The organism is Duganella sp. Dugasp78, from assembly GCF_059491455.1.
The window spans coordinates 74617-92411 of the sequence record NZ_CP168506.1 but is presented as its reverse complement, the minus strand read 5'-3'; the positions used below and the strand labels follow the sequence as shown (position 1 = coordinate 92411).

Annotated in this window: 15 protein-coding genes and 1 pseudogene; 15 read left to right on the top strand and 1 reads right to left on the bottom strand. The window is 63.0% G+C overall.

Going from position 1 to position 17795, the window contains the following annotated elements; genetic code table 11:
- The first annotated feature begins 146 nt into the window (after positions 1 to 146).
- The 11 genes and pseudogenes from ACEN9O_RS00410 to ACEN9O_RS00360 all read left to right on the top strand — a co-directional run.
- The gene (locus ACEN9O_RS00410) at positions 147 to 1172 is read left to right on the top strand and encodes a GHMP family kinase ATP-binding protein (RefSeq protein WP_495615702.1); all 1026 of its coding nucleotides are present in this window, start codon (positions 147 to 149) and stop codon (positions 1170 to 1172) included.
- On the top strand, positions 1172 to 1759 hold the full coding sequence (locus ACEN9O_RS00405; protein ID WP_495615701.1) for a D-sedoheptulose 7-phosphate isomerase: 588 nt from the start codon (positions 1172 to 1174) through the stop codon (positions 1757 to 1759). The genes ACEN9O_RS00410 and ACEN9O_RS00405 overlap by 1 nt, the downstream gene beginning before the upstream one ends.
- The gene (locus ACEN9O_RS00400) at positions 1756 to 2451 is read left to right on the top strand and encodes a nucleotidyltransferase family protein (RefSeq protein ID WP_495615700.1); all 696 of its coding nucleotides are present in this window, start codon (positions 1756 to 1758) and stop codon (positions 2449 to 2451) included. The genes ACEN9O_RS00405 and ACEN9O_RS00400 overlap by 4 nt, the downstream gene beginning before the upstream one ends.
- Positions 2448 to 3032, top strand: a complete 585-nt coding sequence (locus tag ACEN9O_RS00395; protein ID WP_495615699.1) for a D-glycero-alpha-D-manno-heptose-1,7-bisphosphate 7-phosphatase — start codon at positions 2448 to 2450, stop codon at positions 3030 to 3032. Before ACEN9O_RS00400 ends, ACEN9O_RS00395 begins: the two co-directional genes overlap by 4 nt.
- On the top strand, positions 3022 to 4098 hold the full coding sequence (locus ACEN9O_RS00390) for a glycosyltransferase family 2 protein (protein ID WP_495615698.1): 1077 nt from the start codon (positions 3022 to 3024) through the stop codon (positions 4096 to 4098). The genes ACEN9O_RS00395 and ACEN9O_RS00390 overlap by 11 nt, the downstream gene beginning before the upstream one ends.
- Before the next feature lie 30 nt (positions 4099 to 4128).
- Positions 4129 to 5394: a glycosyltransferase family 4 protein gene (locus ACEN9O_RS00385; protein WP_495615697.1), complete on the top strand. Its 1266-nt coding sequence runs from the start codon at positions 4129 to 4131 to the stop codon at positions 5392 to 5394.
- A 336-nt stretch (positions 5395 to 5730) separates the two neighbouring features.
- Positions 5731 to 6900, top strand: a complete 1170-nt coding sequence (locus ACEN9O_RS00380; RefSeq protein ID WP_495615696.1) for an acyltransferase family protein — start codon at positions 5731 to 5733, stop codon at positions 6898 to 6900.
- Between the two features lie 77 nt (positions 6901 to 6977).
- On the top strand, positions 6978 to 8144 hold the full coding sequence (locus ACEN9O_RS00375) for a nucleotidyltransferase family protein (RefSeq protein WP_495615695.1): 1167 nt from the start codon (positions 6978 to 6980) through the stop codon (positions 8142 to 8144).
- Entirely contained in the window at positions 8141 to 9556 is a 1416-nt protein-coding gene (locus ACEN9O_RS00370; RefSeq protein WP_495615694.1) for a mannose-1-phosphate guanylyltransferase/mannose-6-phosphate isomerase, read from the top strand. Before ACEN9O_RS00375 ends, ACEN9O_RS00370 begins: the two co-directional genes overlap by 4 nt.
- An 86-nt stretch (positions 9557 to 9642) precedes the next feature.
- Entirely contained in the window at positions 9643 to 10662 is a 1020-nt protein-coding gene (locus ACEN9O_RS00365; protein WP_495615693.1) for a TIGR03790 family protein, read from the top strand.
- A 335-nt stretch (positions 10663 to 10997) separates the two neighbouring features.
- A pseudogene (locus ACEN9O_RS00360) lies at positions 10998 to 11483 on the top strand (FxDxF family PEP-CTERM protein); the annotation flags it as partial.
- A 51-nt stretch (positions 11484 to 11534) separates the two neighbouring features.
- On the opposite strand, the gene ACEN9O_RS00355 reads toward ACEN9O_RS00360, so the two are convergent.
- Positions 11535 to 12089: a hypothetical protein gene (locus ACEN9O_RS00355; protein WP_495615692.1), complete on the bottom strand. Its 555-nt coding sequence runs from the start codon at positions 12087 to 12089 to the stop codon at positions 11535 to 11537.
- A 248-nt stretch (positions 12090 to 12337) separates the two neighbouring features.
- On the opposite strand from ACEN9O_RS00355, the gene ACEN9O_RS00350 reads away from it, so the two are divergent.
- From ACEN9O_RS00350 to epsA, 4 genes are all read left to right on the top strand, one after another.
- Entirely contained in the window at positions 12338 to 15373 is a 3036-nt protein-coding gene (locus ACEN9O_RS00350) for an ExeM/NucH family extracellular endonuclease (protein WP_495615691.1), read from the top strand.
- Between the two features lie 10 nt (positions 15374 to 15383).
- A complete protein-coding gene (locus ACEN9O_RS00345) occupies positions 15384 to 16010 on the top strand; it encodes an NF038129 family PEP-CTERM protein (RefSeq protein ID WP_495615690.1) in 627 nt (208 codons plus the stop codon).
- A 198-nt stretch (positions 16011 to 16208) separates the two neighbouring features.
- Positions 16209 to 16934 (top strand): phosphate regulon transcriptional regulator PhoB, encoded by a 726-nt coding sequence (gene phoB, locus ACEN9O_RS00340; protein ID WP_495615689.1) that lies wholly within the window; start codon positions 16209 to 16211, stop codon positions 16932 to 16934.
- Between the two features lie 2 nt (positions 16935 to 16936).
- Complete coding sequence (gene epsA, locus ACEN9O_RS00335; RefSeq protein WP_495615688.1) at positions 16937 to 17725, top strand: XrtB/PEP-CTERM-associated transcriptional regulator EpsA; 789 nt, start codon at positions 16937 to 16939, stop codon at positions 17723 to 17725.
- The last annotated feature ends 70 nt before the right edge of the window (positions 17726 to 17795 follow it).

The following is a 17795-nucleotide window of genomic DNA, read 5'->3' as shown; positions in this document are numbered from 1 at the left end:
CTTAGCACTTGTCAGGCGATGGGTGTGTCGTTGGCCGTAAATGCATTGCGGGCCGCGGCACCCTGCGCGGACGGGGCGGTAAGGGATACTGCGCTGCAATGGCGGGCGCGGGCATCGTCCAAGCATATACCTGAAGGACTTTTTTGATGATAATTCGCGCGCGCGCTCCGCTGCGTCTGGGACTGGCTGGCGGTGGTACCGACGTGTCCCCCTACTGCGACATGTTTGGCGGCTACGTGCTCAACGTCACCATCGATCGCTATTCCTATGCCGTGATCAAGCTGCTGCCGGAGCCGGCGGTGCGCTTCATCGCGGCCGATTTGCAGTTGCAGCAAGACCTGCCACTGGCCGAGCGCTACGAGCTCGACGGCAAGCTGAACCTGCACAAGGCGGTCTACAACATGGTTGTTCAGCGCTACAACGACGGCCGCCCGCTGCCGATCGAGCTGACCACCTTCTGCGACGCGCCGGTCGGCTCCGGGCTGGGGTCGTCGTCGGCGCTGGTGGTGGTGATGATCAAGGCCTACACTGAACTGCTGAACCTGCCGTTGGACGAGTACGGCATCGCGCGCCTGGCGTTCGACGTCGAGCGCAACGACTGCGGCCTGCAGGGCGGCCGCCAGGACCAGTACTCGGCCACCTTTGGCGGCTTCAATTTCATGGAATTCTCGGCGCAGGAGCGCGTGCTGATCAATCCGCTGCGCATCAAGAACTGGATCGCCTGCGAACTGGAAGCGTCGCTGGTGTTGTTCTACACCGGCGTGTCGCGCGAGTCCGCCACCATCATCGCCGACCAGAGCCGCAACATGACCGGCAGCGACAGCGGCGCGATCGACGCCATGCACGGCCTCAAGCAGGAAGCGCTGACGATGAAGGAGTGCCTGCTCAAGGGCGACTTCGGCGGCATCGTCGATTCCATGCGCCTGGGCTGGGAGAGCAAGAAGCGCTCGGCCAAATCGGTGTCCAACCCGCACATCGAAGGCATTTATAATGCGGCGGTCGATGCCGGCGCGCTGGCCGGCAAGGTGTCCGGCGCCGGCGGCGGCGGCTTCATGATGTTCTTCGTGCCGCCGGAAAAACATATCAGCGTGGTCAACACGCTGGCCAAATACGACGGCGTTGTCAGCAATTGCCACTTTACCCACCACGGTTGCCAAGCTTGGAAAATCTAATGAAAAACAGTATCGTCGAACAAATTGCCGAAGCCGAACGCGTGATGCACGCCATGCAAAACGATGCGGCCTTGCTGGCCAATGTGGAAGCGGCGTCGAAAGCCTGTATCGCCTGCATCCAGTCCGGCGGCCGCGTGCTGCTGGCCGGTAACGGCGGCAGCGCCGCCGACGCCCAGCACATCGCGGGCGAGTTCGTCAGCCGCTTCAATTTCGACCGCCCCGGCCTGTCGGCCATCGCGCTGACCACCGACACCTCGATCCTGACCGCCATCGGCAACGACTACGGCTACGAGCAGCTGTTCGCGCGCCAGGTGCAGGCGCATGGCGGCAAGGGCGACGTGTTCATCGGCTATTCGACCTCCGGCAAGTCGCCGAACATCCTCAAGGCGTTCGAGGAAGCGCGCGCGCGCGGCCTGGTGTGCATCGGCTTTACCGGCAACCGCGGCGGACCGATGCGCGAGCTGTGCGACCACATCCTGGAAGTGCCGTCGAGCCAGACGCCTAAAATCCAGGAAGGCCACCTGGTGCTGGGACACATCCTGTGCGGCCTGGTGGAAAGCACGATCTTCACCCCGCCGTCAGCATGAGGGAGGCGATCGTCCTGGCGGGCGGTTTCGGCACCCGCCTGCGCGCGGTGGTGCCGGACCTGCCCAAGCCCATGGCGCCGGTGGCCGGCCGTCCATTCCTGGAAATCCTGCTGACCAGCCTGGCGGCCAAGGGCTTTCAGCGGGTGGTGCTGTCGCTCGGCTTCCTGGCCGACACCGTGGTCCAGCACTTCGGCCGCAGCTACGCCGGCATGGAGCTCGATTACGAAATCGAAACCACGCCGCTGGGCACCGGCGGCGCCATCCGCGCCGCGCTGGGCCGCTGCCAGGCGCAAGCGGTGTGCGTGCTGAACGGCGATACCTATCTCGACCTTGAGGCCGATGCCTTGTGGTCGCTGTGGGAGCAGCGCGGCGAGCCCGTCATTGTCGCCCGCCAGGTCGACGACACCGCCCGCTATGGCCGGCTTCAGGTCGACGACGGCCGCGTGCGCCGCTTTGCTGAAAAGGGCGAGGCCGGTCCCGGCCTGATCAACGCAGGCTGCTACCTGGTGCCGCGCGCCTTGCTGGACGGCTTCCCGGTGGGGCAGGCGTTCTCGTTCGAGACCGAATTCCTGGCGCAAGCCGTGGCCCAGCGCGACATCTCGGTGTTCGTCAGCGAAGGCCATTTCATCGACATCGGCATCCCCGAAGACTATGCGCGCGCGCAGACCGAGCTGGCGGGAGTGTGCGCTTGAATCATGCAACATCGGCACGACCGGCCCTGTTCCTGGACCGTGACGGCGTCATCAACGTCGACCACGCCTATGTCCACCAGCGCGAGCGCTTCGAGTTCATCGATGGCATCTTTGAATTGTGTCAGGCCGCGCGCGCGCAAGGCTACCTGATCTTCGTCGTCACCAACCAGGCCGGCATCGGCCGCGGCTATTACACCGAGGCGGATTTCCATGCGCTGACCGCGTGGATGCGCGAGCAGTTCGCGCAGCGCGGCGCGGCCATCGACCAGGTGTATTTCTGCCCGTCGCATCCGGTGCACGGCATCGGCGCGTACAAGGTCGACTCGCCGTTCCGCAAACCGGGAGCGGGCATGATCCTGCAGGCGGCCGCCGAGTTCGCTGTTGACCTGCCGCGCTCCATCCTGGTCGGCGACAAGGAAAGCGACCTGCAGGCCGGCGCCGCCGCCGGCATCGGCACCCTGGTGTCGTTCCGCAATCCGGCCAGCGGCTTCGAGCATGCCGAAGTGCGCGCCGCCGCCCGCTTTGTCGACAGCCTGGCCGAGGTACAGGCTTTGCTGGCGCCGGTCAACCATGAGGACTGATATGCTGAGCGAGCACAAGCAGGACCAGCCGCTGGTCTATGTGGTTTTGCTGAACTGGAACGGCTGGAAGGACACCATCGAGTGCCTGGAAAGCGTGTTCCGCATGGATTACCCGAATTTCCGCGTCGTCGTGTGCGACAACGATTCGCACGACGGTTCGCTGGACCACATCAAGGCCTGGGCCGAGGGCCGGCAGCCTGCCGCGCCGTTTGCCGTGCCGCTGGCGTCGGCCGGACAGCCGCTGGCCAAGCCCGTGGCATGGGTCGAGTACGACCGCCAGCAGGCGGAAGCGGGCGGCGACCGTGCCGATGGCCACGCGCCGCTGGTGCTGATCCAGACCGGCGCCAACCTCGGTTTTGCCGGCGGCAACAACGTCGGCTTGCGCTACGCGCAGGCGCGCGCCGATCACGGCTACGCCTGGCTGCTGAACAACGACACCGTGGTGCAGCCCGATGCGCTGAGCCAGCTGGTGCGCCACATGCGGCGCCGTCCCGGCGCCGGCATCTGCGGCTCCAAGCTGGTGTTCTATCACCGCCCCGGGATGGTCCAGGCCTGGGGCGGCTCCTCCTACAACGAGGTGCGCGGCTATGTCACGCCGCTGGGCATGTTCCAGCCGGTCACGGCGGCGGCCGATGTGGACGACATCGAGCGTCAGATGGCCTATGTGGTGGGGGCGTCGATGCTGGTGTCGGCGGACTTCCTGCGCGACATAGGCTTGATGGCCGAGGATTATTTCCTGTACTCGGAGGAGATCGACTGGGCCTGCCGCGCCAAGGGCCGCTACACGCTGGCTTACGCCGGCGACAGCGTGGTGTACCACAAGGAGGGCGGCTCGATCGGCTCCAGCAGCACCGGCGCCCAGTCGTCGCTGGCCATCCATTACCTGTACCGCAACCGGGTGCGTTTCATCCGCCGTTTCTACCGCCCGCGGCTGGGTTCGGGACTGCGCCAGATCGCCTTTGAAATGCTGGTCATGACCAAGCGCCGCCAGTTCCGCGCCGTGCTGGTGGCGACCCGCGCGGTGGTGTCTGAACTAATCCATGGACCGCGGCAGCCCGCTGCCTGAGCGGCCACAGCCTTCAACCAAAAGAATCCCGTGAAAATACTCGTCCTTTCCCCGTTTCTCTACCACTCCAAGGTGGGGCATGGCGGCGGCGTTGCCTGCATCGAGCAGCTGCGCATGCTGGCCCCCCATCACGACATCCACTTCCTGAGCTTTGTCACCAAGGAAAGCGACGAGGAGTTGCGGGTGGCCCGCGCCGAGCTGGAGGGGCTGTGCCGGGCGGTGCATACGGTCAAGCTCGACATCAGCAAGGGCGCGGTCTTGCGCGCCAAGTTGAAATTCCTGCTGCGCCTGGCGCCCATCGACGCCGAGCTGTTTGTGTCGCTGGAAATGCAACGGCAGCTGCAGGCGCTGATCGCCAGCGAGAAACCCGACGTGGTGTTTGCCCAGTTCCCGCAGATGGCGCAGTACGTGGCGTTTTGCGGCGACACGGCCACGGCGATGGATGTGCAGGATGCGTTTTCCATTTCCGGCTTCCGCAAGTTCCGCTCGCAAACCTCGCTGCCCAAAAAACTGGGCATGTTCTTCAATTGGATTTCCTGGCTGCTGTACGAGGCCCGCTACTATCCGGCGTTCGACGCCGTGGCCGCGGTCACGGACCAGGACCGCATTGGCCTTGAAATCTTCTCGCCGGGACTGGGCGCGGACGTGATCAAGGCCGCGATCTCGCTGGAGGACGCGGCGCCGGCCAGTGTCGTGCCGGACACCATCGGGTTTATCGGTTCGTTCTCGCACTACCCGAACGTCGAAGGGGTGCGATACTTCATCGAGCAGGTGCTGCCAGCGATCGTGGCGCAGCGCCCGGGCGCGCGCCTGCTGGTCGCCGGCGGCAATCCGCCGCAGCAATTGCTCGACCTGGCGGGCAAGCATGTGGAGTTCCTCGGCTTTGTGCCGGACGCCAACGCCTTCATGCGGGCCAATGCGGTGATGGTGGTGCCTTTGCTGAGCGGCGGCGGCGTCAAGATCAAGACGCTGCACGCGATGGCCTGTGCCAGCCCGATGGTGACGAGCAGTATCGGCGCCGAGGAAATCGGCGTGGTCGACGGCGAGCACGCCTTGATCGCCGACACGGCTGCGGAGTTTGCCAGCGGGGTGCTGGCCTTGCTGGGCGATCCCGTGCGCGCCGGCCAACTCGGCGCGAATGCTCGCGCATGGGTCAGCCAGCATTTCTCATGGGACGCCAAGGCCGCCTCGGCGGAGCGGGTATTGCAGCACGCGCGCGCGCGGCGCCAGGATCGTTTGCGCGCTGCCGGCAAGCTTGCCATTGCGACGTCTGCTAAAGAAACGATTGATGCCTAACACCGATCACACTCCACCCGCATTGGGAAGGTTCGAATGAATTCGCAAGCACATCAAAATAAATATTATCCGGCGATTGACGGACTGCGGGCAGTGGCTTTCTCGGCGTTAAATGTTTCACGCGGATATGAGGCTATATCCGGCTTTCGTATCCTTACTCTCACCTAGATGGGGTGAGCATAATTGAAGCACGAGCATCGGGCTGGCTCAATGCCTCCGTTGACCGCGTCGCCGTCCCGGTTTTAAGCTAAAAATAATATGCTAGGCTGCAACGAAAAAACTCTCCGGGCGCCCTTGAATCTATGCGAGATTCTCCTTAACTCTAAGGCAAGCTGAATGAAAAATATGACAAGCGAAGTTGCGATTGAGAGTATCCCGCAAGATGGGAACTATTTCAATGTGCTTCCGAAAAACAAGGAAAGAATAAGCGAGTTGGAAAGTGTTCGGGGCATTGCGGCATTGTTGGTGGTGTTATTTCACATACCCAAGTGGAATATTTTGTTTGATGTCGGGATCGTGAATAATGGCTATCTGATGGTCCAGCTTTTTTTTGTTTTGTCTGGTTATGTCATATTTAGCGCCTATGATGGAAAAATAAATTCCGCTCGGGATTTTGTTAGGTTCCAGTTTCTTAGATTTGGAAGGTTGTACCCGGTACATATAATTTTTCTATCTCTATTTCTTTTGATTGAGATTGGTAAATACATCGCATTAAACAAAATCGGCACGCAAAGTATACGTGGTGTTCCATTTTCTGAAAACAGCGTGACGGCGCTGGTTCAGCAATTGCTGTTATTTCAGGCGATAGGCCCAACTGGGAACTCGCTGACGTTTAATACGCCGGCGTGGTCTATCAGCGTTGAATTTTATACCTATATTATCTTCGGCTTGATTACGCTGTACTTAAGAAAATTCAAATCGTTTGTCTATTTTTCGATTATATTTATTTCTGCTTTAATGCTTTTTTATAAGGCTACATTTGGTTTTTCAGGTCTGCTTCTCTGCTTGGTTGGATTTTCTTGCGGCTGTTTGACGGCGGATTATTTGAAGAGGGCAGGCGTGGAGATATCTAATCGTATATCAATACTGGTGTTTCTTGCTTTGATTGTATTTGTGCAAATAAATTCGGCAAAGGAATTTGATTTTTTTATCTTCCCTTTGACAATGATATTGATCGTGTCTATCGTGGCTTCCTCGGATAATTTTCTTAAGAGGATTTTAAGAAATAAGTTGCTGGTGTGGTTGGGTGTAATGTCTTATTCCATATATATGTCTCATTTTTTTGTTTTGTGGCTTATTTCGAATGTTTTAAAGCGTATTTTCAAAAGGCCGGAAGTGTTGACGATGGATGGTACATGGGCTTTGTCTCTGACCGCTGGTGAGGCAATTGGAGCACTGATTTTCACTCTATTGGTTATTTTTGGGGTTAGCCAACTTGTGTACAGTGTCTTTGAGAAACCGTTGCGCGAAAAATCCCGTAAATGGGCATTCAAGAATTTGGCTTGAATTTTGCGCTCGACTAGGGCGTAGGTCAAAATTATCAATTACCGACTTATAATTCGGTGAGTTCTTCAGGAGTAAGCATGAAAGCAATGATTTTAGCTGCTGGTAAAGGCACCCGTGTCCGTCCCCTGACCTACGATTTGCCCAAGCCCATGATTCCCATTCTCGGCAAGCCGGTGATGGCGTATCTGATCGAGCACCTGGCCAAGTATGGCATCAATGAAATCATGGTCAACGTCAGCTACCTGCACGAGAAGATCGAGGATTATTTCGGCGAAGGCCACCAGTACGGCGTCCAGATCGGCTACTCGTTCGAAGGCTATACCAACGACACGGGCGAAGTCACCCCGCAGCCGCTGGGCTCGGCCGGTGGCATGAAGAAGATCCAGCAGTTCGGCGGCTTCTTCGACGACACCACCATCGTGCTGTGCGGCGACGCGCTGATCGACCTCGACATCAAGTCCGCCCTGTTCGAGCACAAGCGCAAGGGCGCCATGGCCTCGGTGGTGACCAAGGAAGTGCCCTGGGATAAGGTCTCCAGCTACGGCGTGGTGGTGGCCGAGAAGGATGGCCGCATCAAGTCCTTCCAGGAAAAACCCAGCCAGGCCGAGGCAATGTCGAACTTCGCCAGCACCGGCATCTACATTTTCGAACCGGAAGTGCTGGACCTGATCCCGGCCGACCGGCCGTTCGACATCGGCTCGGAGCTGTTCCCGCTGATGGCGGAAAAGGGCTTGCCGTTCTTTGCCCAGACACGCGCCTTCAACTGGATCGACATCGGCACCGTCATCGACTACTGGGAAGTGTGCCAGAGCGTGCTGATGGGCGAGGTGGCGCACCTGGACATGCCCGGCATCCAGATCAACGACGGCCTGTGGGTGGGGCTCAACACCAGCATCGACTGGGAGGGCACGCGCATCGAGGGGCCGGTGTATATCGGCTCGGGCAGCCGCGTCGAGGCGGGCGCCACCATCATCGGCCCGACCTGGATCGGCCACGGCAGCCATGTCTGCCGCGGCGCCGAGATCGTGCGCAGCGTGCTGTTTGAATATACGCGCGTGTTACCGAATGTTTCATTTAACGAGAAGATCGTGTTCAAGGATTATAGTGTCGACCGCGCCGGCACCATGCAGCACGTGTCGGATTCCGATCCCGATTCATGGGCCAACGCGCGTGATCGGCGCAACAAGCGGCGGACCGAAAACAGCGTCTCGCCAGAACAAACTGAAAAGAGAAACAGAGCATGAAGATTTATCCGGTCATCTTGTCGGGCGGCGCGGGAACGCGCCTGTGGCCGCTGTCGCGCGCCGTGCTGCCGAAGCAGTTGCTGTCCATCGTTGCTGAAAAGACTATGCTGCAGGAAACCGCGCTGCGTCTGGCTGGCCGGCCGCAATTGATGGATCCGCTGGTGCTGTGCGGTAACGAACACCGCTTCATGGTGGCAGAGCAGCTGCGCGAAGTCGGCATCAAGCCGCTGGGCATTCTGCTCGAACCGTCCAGTCGCAACACCGCGCCGGCCGTGGCTGCGGCTGCCAACTTCCTCAAAGCCATCGACCCGGACGCGGTGATGCTGCTGCTGCCGGCCGACCACGTGATCAACGATGTCGACGCGTTTTACGCGGCCATCGGTTACGCCGCCGTGCCGGTCGCCGACGGCGCCCTGGCCACGTTCGGCATCGTGCCGACCGCGCCGGAAACCGGCTATGGCTACATCCAGAGCGGCCAGCCGGCCGGCGCCGAACATTGCTTCAAGGTCGATCGCTTCGTTGAAAAACCGAATCTGGAAACAGCCCGGGGCTTTGTCGCCGCCGGCAATTATTTCTGGAACAGCGGCATGTTCCTGTTCCGTGCCGACAGCTACCTGAGGGAATTGCAGACGTTCCAGCCGGCCATGGCCGAAGCTGCCGAAGCGGCCGTGCGCCTCGGCTACAGCGACCTCGATTTTTGCCGCCTGCATGAGGCCTCGTTCAACGCCTCGCCGTCCGATTCGATCGACTACGCGGTGATGGAGCTTACCCGCCACGCTGTCGTGGTGCCGGCCGATATCGGCTGGAGCGACGTCGGTTCGTGGTCGGCGCTGTGGGAAGTGCAGCCCAAGGATGGGCAGGGCAACGCCGTGCGCGGCGACGTCTACCTGGACAACGTCAGCGATTCGCTGGTGCGCGCCGAAAGCCGCATCGTGGCGATGATCGGCGTCCAGGACCTGGTGGTGGTGGAAACCGCCGACGCCGTGCTGGTGGCCCGCAAGGACCAGGTGCAGCGGGTCAAGCAGATCGTCGACCACCTGAAGAGCCAGGCGCGCACCGAGCATTTGCACCACACCAAGGTCTATCGTCCATGGGGATGCTATGAGGGCATCGACATCGGCGAGCGTTTCCAGGTCAAGCGCATCACCGTTAATCCGGGCGGCAAGCTGTCGCTGCAGATGCACCACCACCGCGCCGAGCACTGGATCGTCGTCAGCGGCACCGCCCGCGTGACCTGCGGCGATACCGTCAGCTTGTTGACCGAAAACGAATCGACCTATATCCCGATCGGCATGAACCACCGGCTGGAAAATCCCGGCAAGCTGCCGCTGCACCTGATCGAAGTGCAATCGGGCAGCTATCTGGGCGAGGACGATATCGTGCGCTTCGAGGACGTCTACCAGCGCAGCTGATGCCGCCGGGGAGGGGGGCGATGCGCGAGCGTATATAATCCGGTGCAGTGCTCCCCTTTGTCGTTACTCAGGATCGGTCCCCACAATTGCGTATTTCGATTTTGCTGGCGCTGGCGCTGGCCTGTGTGTCCTTCGCAGTCCGCGCCCAGATGGTGCCGGCTCAAGGCCTGTCCGCCAACCAGCTGGCGCTGGTGATCAATGATGATGAACCCAACAGCGTCGAGATCGGCGAGTTTTACCGCCAGGCCCGCAACGTGCCTGCGGAAAACGTGGTCCACGTCCGCATCCCCAACCGGCCGCGCAAGCTCGACGCCGAGCAGTTCAGCCAATTGCGCGAGCAGATCAATACCAGGCTGGGTCCGCAAATCGAAGCGGTGCTGATGGTCTGGACCGCGCCCTACGCGGTCGAATGCAATTCCATTACCGCCGCTTACACGCTCGGGCTCGATGCCGGCCTGTGCACGCGACCATGCGGCGCGGCCAAGCCCAGCGCCTATTTCAACTCCGCCGTCGGCCGGCCTTATGAACAGCTTGGCATGCGCTTGTCGATGCTGCTGCCGACCGATTCGGTGGAGGGGGCCAAGGCGCTGATCAACCGCGGCGTGGCCAGCGGCTTCGCCATGCCGGCCGCCACTGCGTTTTACCTGACCACCAGCGAGGCGGCGCGCAACAGCCGGGCGGCGTTTTTCCCGCCCAATGGCGTGGTGTCGTCCAGGAAGCTGACCATCAAGCGGCTGTCGGCCGACAGCATCGAGAATGAAAAAAACATCATGATTTACCAGACCGGCATGGCGCGCGTGGACAAGCTCGATACGCTGCAATTCCTGCCTGGCGCGCTGGCCGACAGCCTGACTTCGTTTGGCGGCGACTTGCTGGGCAGTTCGCAGATGAGCAGCTTGCGCTGGCTGGAGGCGGGCGCGACCGCCAGCTACGGCACTGTCACCGAGCCATGCAACTACTGGCAGAAATTCCCCCAGCCCACCGTGCTGCTGCGACAGTATCTGGGCGGCGCCAGCGCCATCGAAGCCTACTGGCGCAGCGTCGCCTGGCCCGCCCAGGGGGTGTTCATCGGCGAGCCGCTGGCGGCGCCTTACCGCCACCGCTGACACCGCCCGCAATTGCCGCCTGAGCCCGACTCAGGATTTCCTGTGTTTTTGTCGGCCTGCTCCTACTTGGCCCTGGCCCGCTCCACGCGGCAGCTCGCGCTGCCGCGTTTCTCCTATGAGGCCCCCTGATTGGCTTCTGTTTGCAACCTTGCCCGTCCGCGCAGAGCGTGTGCGCGGCGCAAGTTTCCAGTGCTAAATAGTCAATAGTATCAATTCAATCATGATAGGATCATTGTGCAGTTTCTGTACAACGAGGCGGCTCTGGGCTGCTTATTTCATGGAGGATGCGTATGAAGAAAACTACTACCATGCTGGCGGTGCTGGCTCTGGCCGGGGCTGGATGGGCGCCGTTGGCGCTGGCGGCCAATGTCAGCCAGGGGACGCAGGTACTGGACCTGAGCCACGGCGTCGCCAGCTTTTCCCGCACTATCGATGCCGGCAACGCCGGCAACACCTTTGCCGACCGCTACGATTTTCACCTGAGCGGTACGTCATCGGTCGCGGCCTTGCTGTCAGGATTCGATCTTGCGGATTTTGGCGGCGTCACATTCAGCAATTTCAGCCTGGTTAATTCGGCCGGCCTGGCGCTGGACGGCGTCAAGTTGCTCGATACGGGCGGTGTGCAGACGTGGCGCGTCACCGCGCAGCCACTGATGGCGGACACGTATCACCTGCTGGTCAGCGGAAGCGTGCTCAACGCGAAAGCCGCCAACTATGTGGGATCGCTGGTGGTGACGGCTGTGCCGGAACCGTTCTCGTATGCGATGCTGGCGGGCGGCCTGGGCCTGCTGGGCTACGTGGCGCGTCGTCGCCGGACTTGAGGGGAGCGCGGCGCTCAGGAAAAAACGGAGGCCTGGCCTCCGTTTCCGCGTTTAGCAGGCCTGCTTTGCCGCAGGCGTGGCGCGGCGCCGCAGCTGCCACGACCAGCCGCCCAGCAACAGCAGCCCGGCGGTCGTCATTGTCGCGCCGGCAGGTTCCGGCACCGACGGCATGGCGTTGTTCATCAGCGCGAGCGGAACGTCCGGCGTGCCGGTCGCGTCGCGGCTGTCGGCGTCCAGGCGGAAGTGGCGCGTGACCGGGTTGGACAACTGGTGTTCGTCGCCTTCGTTGTAATGGCGGCTCAATTCGAGCACGTCATCGGCTTTTTGCCATGGGTCTTCCCTGGATACGCCGGTGTTCACATACTGGTTGATTTCCTTGTCGGCGTCGACCAGCCCGCACTCGCGCGGCAACAAATGCAGACGCTGCCTGAGGCGCTGTCCGGGGCGCTGCTCGGTTGCCGTTTGCTCCGGGGGCTTCGCTTGCGCCTGCATGCCGCAGGACGCGTACGCCGGCGACGGGTCGGCCGGCGCGCCGGCCGCGTTGCACGCAAGTGCCGTCAGGGCGGTTCCGAGTAACAGCGCGGTGCGACTGGCGAGGGTTTTCATGGTGTTCATCCCTGGTCTGAACAGCAAGCTTCAAATATTGAAAATAGGGAATTATTATTTCATATTGGAAATAATTATAGCATGTAAAACACAAATTACTATCGTGTTGCGTCCGGCTGACAAAGGGCCGCCGGGCGGCGCGGCTTAGTCTGAACGGACTAAACCCACGTCATCACGGCGTCATGGCCGGACCTTAATATGTAAATTGCAAGCTTCAAAATCAATTTGCCAATATTCCAGGACTGTTCATGAAAAAACTCTTCCCTACAGCGGCCACCCAGGCTGCCGCGACGCCAGGCCGCCGCACCATCATTGCTGCCGCCCTGATGACCGGGCTGTCGGCCCAGGCGCTGGCGGCGACGCCCATCGTCATCAGCCAGGTGTATGGCGGTGGCGGCAATTCCGGCGCCCGGTACAAGAACGACTTCATCGAACTGTTCAACCGCGGCGACAGCGCCGTCGACATCAGTGGCTGGAGCGTGCAGTACGCCAGCGCCACCGGCAGCAGCTGGCAGCTCACCAAGCTGGCCGGCAACACCGTGCTGCAGCCCGGCCAGTATTTCCTGGTCCAGGAATCGGCCGGCACCGGCGGCACCGACGACCTGCCCACGGCCGACACCACCGGCACGCTGGCGCTGAGCGGCACCGCCGGCAAGGTGGCGCTGGTCAGCAACGTCAGCGCACTGGCGGGCGCGGCGCCGGCCGCAGGCTCCTATGTCGACCTGGTCGGCTTTGGCACGGCCGGCTACTTTGAAGGCAGCGCGGCCGCGCCGACGCTGAGCAATACCACCGCCGCGCTGCGCGCCGCCGCCGGCTGCACCGACGCCGACAACAACGCCACCGATTTCAGCGCCGGCGCGCCGACCCCGCGCAACCGCGCCAGCGCGCTGCACGCCTGCGGCGTGCCGGCCGCGCCGGCTATCGTCGCCACCTGTCCGCCCAGCTTGTCGCTGGCCTATGGCGTCAGCGGCGGCGCCGACCTCAGCGCCACCGACAGCGACGGCATCGTCAACAATGCCGTGATCACCTCGGTCGTCGTGCCGGGCATCAGCCTGGTCAATTTCCTGGCCGCGTCGGCCGCCGGCGGCAACGCCACCGTCAGCCTGAACGTGGCGGCCTCGGTGCAGGCCAACACCTATCCGGTGACGATCCGCTTCGACAACAACCAGTCGCAGCAGACCAGCTGCACCATCAACGTCAGCGTGGCCGCGCCGGCCGCGGTGACCCACACGATCCCGCAAATCCAGGGGCCGGGCGACACCAGCCCGTACGCCGGCACCATCCAGACCACCGAGGGCGTGGTCACGGCCAAGGTCGGCTCCGGCTTCTTCATGCAGGACGAGACCGGCGACGGCGATCCGACGACCTCGGACGGCATTTTTGTCTACACCACCGCCGCCAATCTCGGCACCGTGCAGGTCGGCGACAAGATCCGCATCACCGGCAGCGTCACCGACTACGCGCCGGTGGCCGGCGGCCATGCCTACACCGAGCTGCAGAACATCAGCGCCATCGTCAAGCTGGCCGGCGGCATCAGCATCACGCCGACCAACGTCCAGCTGCCGCACCCGAACCTGGGCCAGGTCGAGGGCATGCTGGTGCGCTTCACCAACGCGCTGACCGTGTCGCAGCTGGAATTCCTGGGCGACCGCGGCGAAGTGACGCTGTCGTCGGGCCGCCTGGAGGCGCCGACCAACCACTACCGCGCCGGCTCGGACCAAGCCAAGGCGCTGGCGCTGGCCAACGCCGGCAACCAGATCGTGCTGGACGACGGCATCTTCGTCACGCCGACCACCATTCCCTATCTGGGCGCGGACGGTTCGCTGCGCGCCGGCGACACCGTCTCCGACCTGACCGGCGTGGTGGACTTCGGCGCCAAGGGCGGTGGCGGCGCAGGCTTCAAGCTGCAGCCGACCGTGGCCCCGGTGTTCTCGCAGGATAACCCGCGCAGCGCGCCGCCAGCCCTGGTGGCCGGCAACATCAAGGTCGCCAGCGCCAATGTGCTGAACTACTTCACCACCTTCACCAACGGCACCGACGTCGAAGGCCACACCGGCCAGGGTTGCTCGCTGGGGGCCAGCGTCAGCAAGTCCAATTGCCGCGGCGCCGACAACCTCAACGAGTTCAACCGCCAGACCGCCAAGATCGTCGGCGAACTGAAGTCCATCGACGCCGACGTCTTCGGCCTGATGGAAATCCAGAACAGCGGCGAGTACACGGTGGGCTACCTGGTCAAGGCGCTCAACGAGGCGATCTCGCCGGGCACCGGCTTCCAGACCTACGCGGTCGTGCCCAAGCCGGCCTCCACCGGCACCGACGCCATCCGCGTCGCCATGATCTACAAGCAGGCCTCGCTGGCCATGGTGGGCATCGCGCTGTCCGACGCCGACAGCGTCAACAACCGTCCGCCGATGGCGCAGACCTTTGTCGCCGCCAACGGCGCCAGGTTCTCGCTGATCGTCAACCACCTGAAATCGAAGGGCAGCTGCCCGACCGGCTCCGGCGGGGACGCCGACCACGGCGACGGCCAGAGCTGCTGGAACGCCACCCGCGTCAACCAGGCCACCCGCCTGGTCACCGTGTTCGCGCCGCAAGTGGCGGCCGCCGCCGGCGACGCCAAGGTGCTGATGATCGGCGACTTCAACTCCTACGGCATGGAAGATCCGATCAAGGTCATCACCGACAACGGCTACGTCAACCAGCTGGAGCGCTTTGTGCGCGGTGGCGGCGGCATGCCGTACTCCTTCGTGTTCAACAGCGAAGCGGGCTACCTGGATCACGCCCTGACCAACGCGGCCATGAGCGCCTCGGTGGTGGACGCCGCCGAATGGCATAACAACGCCGACGAGCCGACCGTGGTCGACTACAACACCGACGGCAAGCCGGAGGACAAGTACACCGCCGCACCGTACCGCGCCTCCGACCACGACCCGGTCGTCATCAGCCTCAACCTGGCCGCGCCGTACAGCGACGTCAGCGCCAGCGTCAAGGCGGTCGGCAGCGGCCTGGTGTTCAACCGCGCCACCGGCAAGTACAGCTCGACGTTCTCGGTCACCAACACCGGCGCAGCCGCGTTGAACGGTCCGTTCCAGGTCGAGTTCGACGGCCTGCCGGCCGGCGTCACGCTGAGCAACGCCAGCGGCAGCCACGCCGGCGCCCCTTACATCACCGTCAACGCCGCCACGCTGGCGCCGGGCGCCACCGTCTCGTTCGCGCTGAGCTTCAGCAAGACCGGCACGGCCAACATCAGCTACACCACCAAAGTCTACAGCGGCACTTTCTAAGGATCTGACCATGTTCAAACCAAACTTCTCACTCACCCTGCGCCATGCCGCGATGGCGCTCGCGCTGAGCACCATCGCCGGCCTGGCCTCGGCCCAGACCCTGCATGTGGAACTGAACACGGCGTCGCTGGGCAGTAGCGGCTTCCTGGACTTGGAGTTCAATCCGGCGAACACCCCGGCCGTCTTCGCCAGCGCCACCATCAGCCACCTGAGCGGCTTCGGCGACCTGTCCGGCGTCAGCCTGATGGGCGACGTGCAGCAGCACGCCGGCGGTTTCGTGTTCGGCAACAGCACCGACTACAACGACCTGTTCCAGGCGATGTCCTTCGGCGGCAAGGTCAGCTTCGACGTCACCTTTGGTGGCCCGTCCGATCCGTCGCCGGCTGCGATCCCGAGCAAGTTCGCCGTGTCCTTCTACGGCGCCGATGGCATGACTGTCCTGGGCAACGCCATGCCGGACGGCAGCCTGATGTCGCTCAGCTGGCAGCCGTCCGCCGGCGCCGGCCTGGTCTCCTCGGACATCACCGACCACGCCGTCGGCAGCATCAGCGCGGTGCCGGAACCATCGGCCTGGGCCATGCTGGGCGCCGGCCTGGCGCTGGTCGGCTTTGCGCGCCGCCGCAAGCTGCAGGCCTGAGTCCGCACCCGCAGCAAAAAAACGACACAGCAATGTGTCGTTTTTTTATGCGCGCAAAATTTTAGATCGCTTCTTCTAAATGGCAAGCCACACAGCTGGGGACTGGATATATATAAAAAATATCTGAATTTTCAATAGAAATCATATTAGTAATGCCAGTTTGCCTATTGCATAGTATTTCCTTTACACGGATTTGCCATGCTACCCGCCCATCTCCTTGTTATTGAAGACGAACCTGCGATCCAGGAACTGATAGCCCTTAACCTGAGCATGGCCGGGCACACGGTCAGCCGCGCGCGCGACGCCGAGAGCGCCTTGATGCTGCTGGAGGACGGCCTGCCGGACATGCTGATGACGGACTGGAACCTGCCGGGCCAGTCCGGCCTGTCGCTGATCCGGCGCCTGCGCGCGCAGCCCGCCACGCGCGGCCTGCCGATCATCATGGTGACCGCCCGCTGCGGCGAGCCCGACAAGATCATGGCGCTGGAAAGCGGCGCCGACGACTACATGACCAAGCCCTTCAGCCCGCGCGAGATGGTGGCCCGCGTGCACGCGCTGCTGCGGCGCGGCCAGTCGCACGCCCGGCAGGACGACGCCGGCGCGGTGCAGATGAACGGCCTGCGGCTCGATCCGCACACGCTGCGCGTGACGGCCGGCGCCCGCGAGCTGGCCATGGGCCGGGTCGAATTCAAGCTCTTGAACTTCCTGATGAGCCATCCCGAGCGGGTGCACACGCGCGCCCAGCTGCTCGACCAGGTGTGGGGCAGCGACGTCTACCTGGACGAGCGCACCGTCGACGCCCACGTCGGCCGCCTGCGCAGCGCGCTGCAGCCCAGCGGCCACCAGCAGCGCATCGAAACCGTGCGCGGCAGCGGCTACCGCTTCATCGCCGGCGAGCGCGCCGCCCTGAGCGCCCGGGCCTGAGCATGGAACAACTGGTCATCCTGAGCAAGCTGGAGCAGGAGCATCTGCTGCACGCGATCGAGGCGGCGCTGCCGGTGCGGCAGGCGCGCCAGTTCTTCCTGTGGACGCAGGGCCAGCTGCAGGCGCTGCTGCCGCACCAGGTCATGCTGTGCCTGCAGTTCGGCCCGCAGGACGAGGTGCAGCATATGGAATGCGTGCACAGCACGGTGCTTGACGCCGGCCTGCTGGACCGCCTGGGCAACCGCGACGACGGCCTGGCGCTGCGGCTGGCGCGCCATTGCCGCCAGGGCGTGCGCCTGCCGGCCTGGCTGGACGCCATGCCGGACGCCGGGCACCATCCCCTGGCGCCGTTCCTGGGCGAGCTGCGCGACCTGGGCCTGGACAACCTGCTGCTGCACGGCACCGAGCGGCTGCCGGGCGGTTCGACCTTCTTCGTGCTGTTCGGCCTGCCGCACCGGCCGCGCCCGCGCCACGCCTACTTCTTCGAACTGCTGCTGCCGCATCTGCACCTGGCGCTGCAACGGGTCGGCCAGCAGCAGCGCCAGGCTCGCGCCGGCGCGCTGGCGCGGCCGGTCAGCGCGCGCGAGATGGACATCCTGCACTGGGTGCGCGAGGGCAAAAGCAACGAGGAAATCGGCCTGATCCTCGGCATCAGCGGCCTGACGGTGAAGAACCACCTGCAACGGCTGTACCGTCTGCTGGGCGTGTCCAACCGCGCCCACGCGATCGCGCGCGGCATGGCGCTGCACCTGTTCGAGCAGCAGCGCCTGCCGCTGGCCAGGGCCGCCTGAGGCAGCTTTGCGCACACAAGCAAGAAAAGATTGTCTGCTAAGCAAACCGCATGGTAGCCTCTGACTTCTT

What these genes read in the sequence shown, in the direction of transcription:
- ACEN9O_RS00345 (WP_495615690.1), top strand. Translation starts at nt 15,384, where the DNA reads ATGTTCAAACCAAACTTCTCACTCACCCTGCGCCATGCCGCGATGGCG.
- ACEN9O_RS00400 (WP_495615700.1), top strand. Translation starts at nt 1,756, where the DNA reads ATGAGGGAGGCGATCGTCCTGGCGGGCGGTTTCGGCACCCGCCTGCGC.
- ACEN9O_RS00410 (WP_495615702.1), top strand. Translation starts at nt 147, where the DNA reads ATGATAATTCGCGCGCGCGCTCCGCTGCGTCTGGGACTGGCTGGCGGT.
- ACEN9O_RS00380 (WP_495615696.1), top strand. Translation starts at nt 5,731, where the DNA reads ATGAAAAATATGACAAGCGAAGTTGCGATTGAGAGTATCCCGCAAGAT.
- ACEN9O_RS00375 (WP_495615695.1), top strand. Translation starts at nt 6,978, where the DNA reads ATGAAAGCAATGATTTTAGCTGCTGGTAAAGGCACCCGTGTCCGTCCC.
- epsA (WP_495615688.1), top strand. Translation starts at nt 16,937, where the DNA reads ATGGAACAACTGGTCATCCTGAGCAAGCTGGAGCAGGAGCATCTGCTG.
- phoB (WP_495615689.1), top strand. Translation starts at nt 16,209, where the DNA reads ATGCTACCCGCCCATCTCCTTGTTATTGAAGACGAACCTGCGATCCAG.
- ACEN9O_RS00405 (WP_495615701.1), top strand. Translation starts at nt 1,172, where the DNA reads ATGAAAAACAGTATCGTCGAACAAATTGCCGAAGCCGAACGCGTGATG.
- ACEN9O_RS00370 (WP_495615694.1), top strand. Translation starts at nt 8,141, where the DNA reads ATGAAGATTTATCCGGTCATCTTGTCGGGCGGCGCGGGAACGCGCCTG.
- ACEN9O_RS00350 (WP_495615691.1), top strand. Translation starts at nt 12,338, where the DNA reads ATGAAAAAACTCTTCCCTACAGCGGCCACCCAGGCTGCCGCGACGCCA.
- ACEN9O_RS00390 (WP_495615698.1), top strand. Translation starts at nt 3,022, where the DNA reads ATGAGGACTGATATGCTGAGCGAGCACAAGCAGGACCAGCCGCTGGTC.
- ACEN9O_RS00355 (WP_495615692.1), bottom strand. Translation starts at nt 12,089, where the DNA reads ATGAAAACCCTCGCCAGTCGCACCGCGCTGTTACTCGGAACCGCCCTG.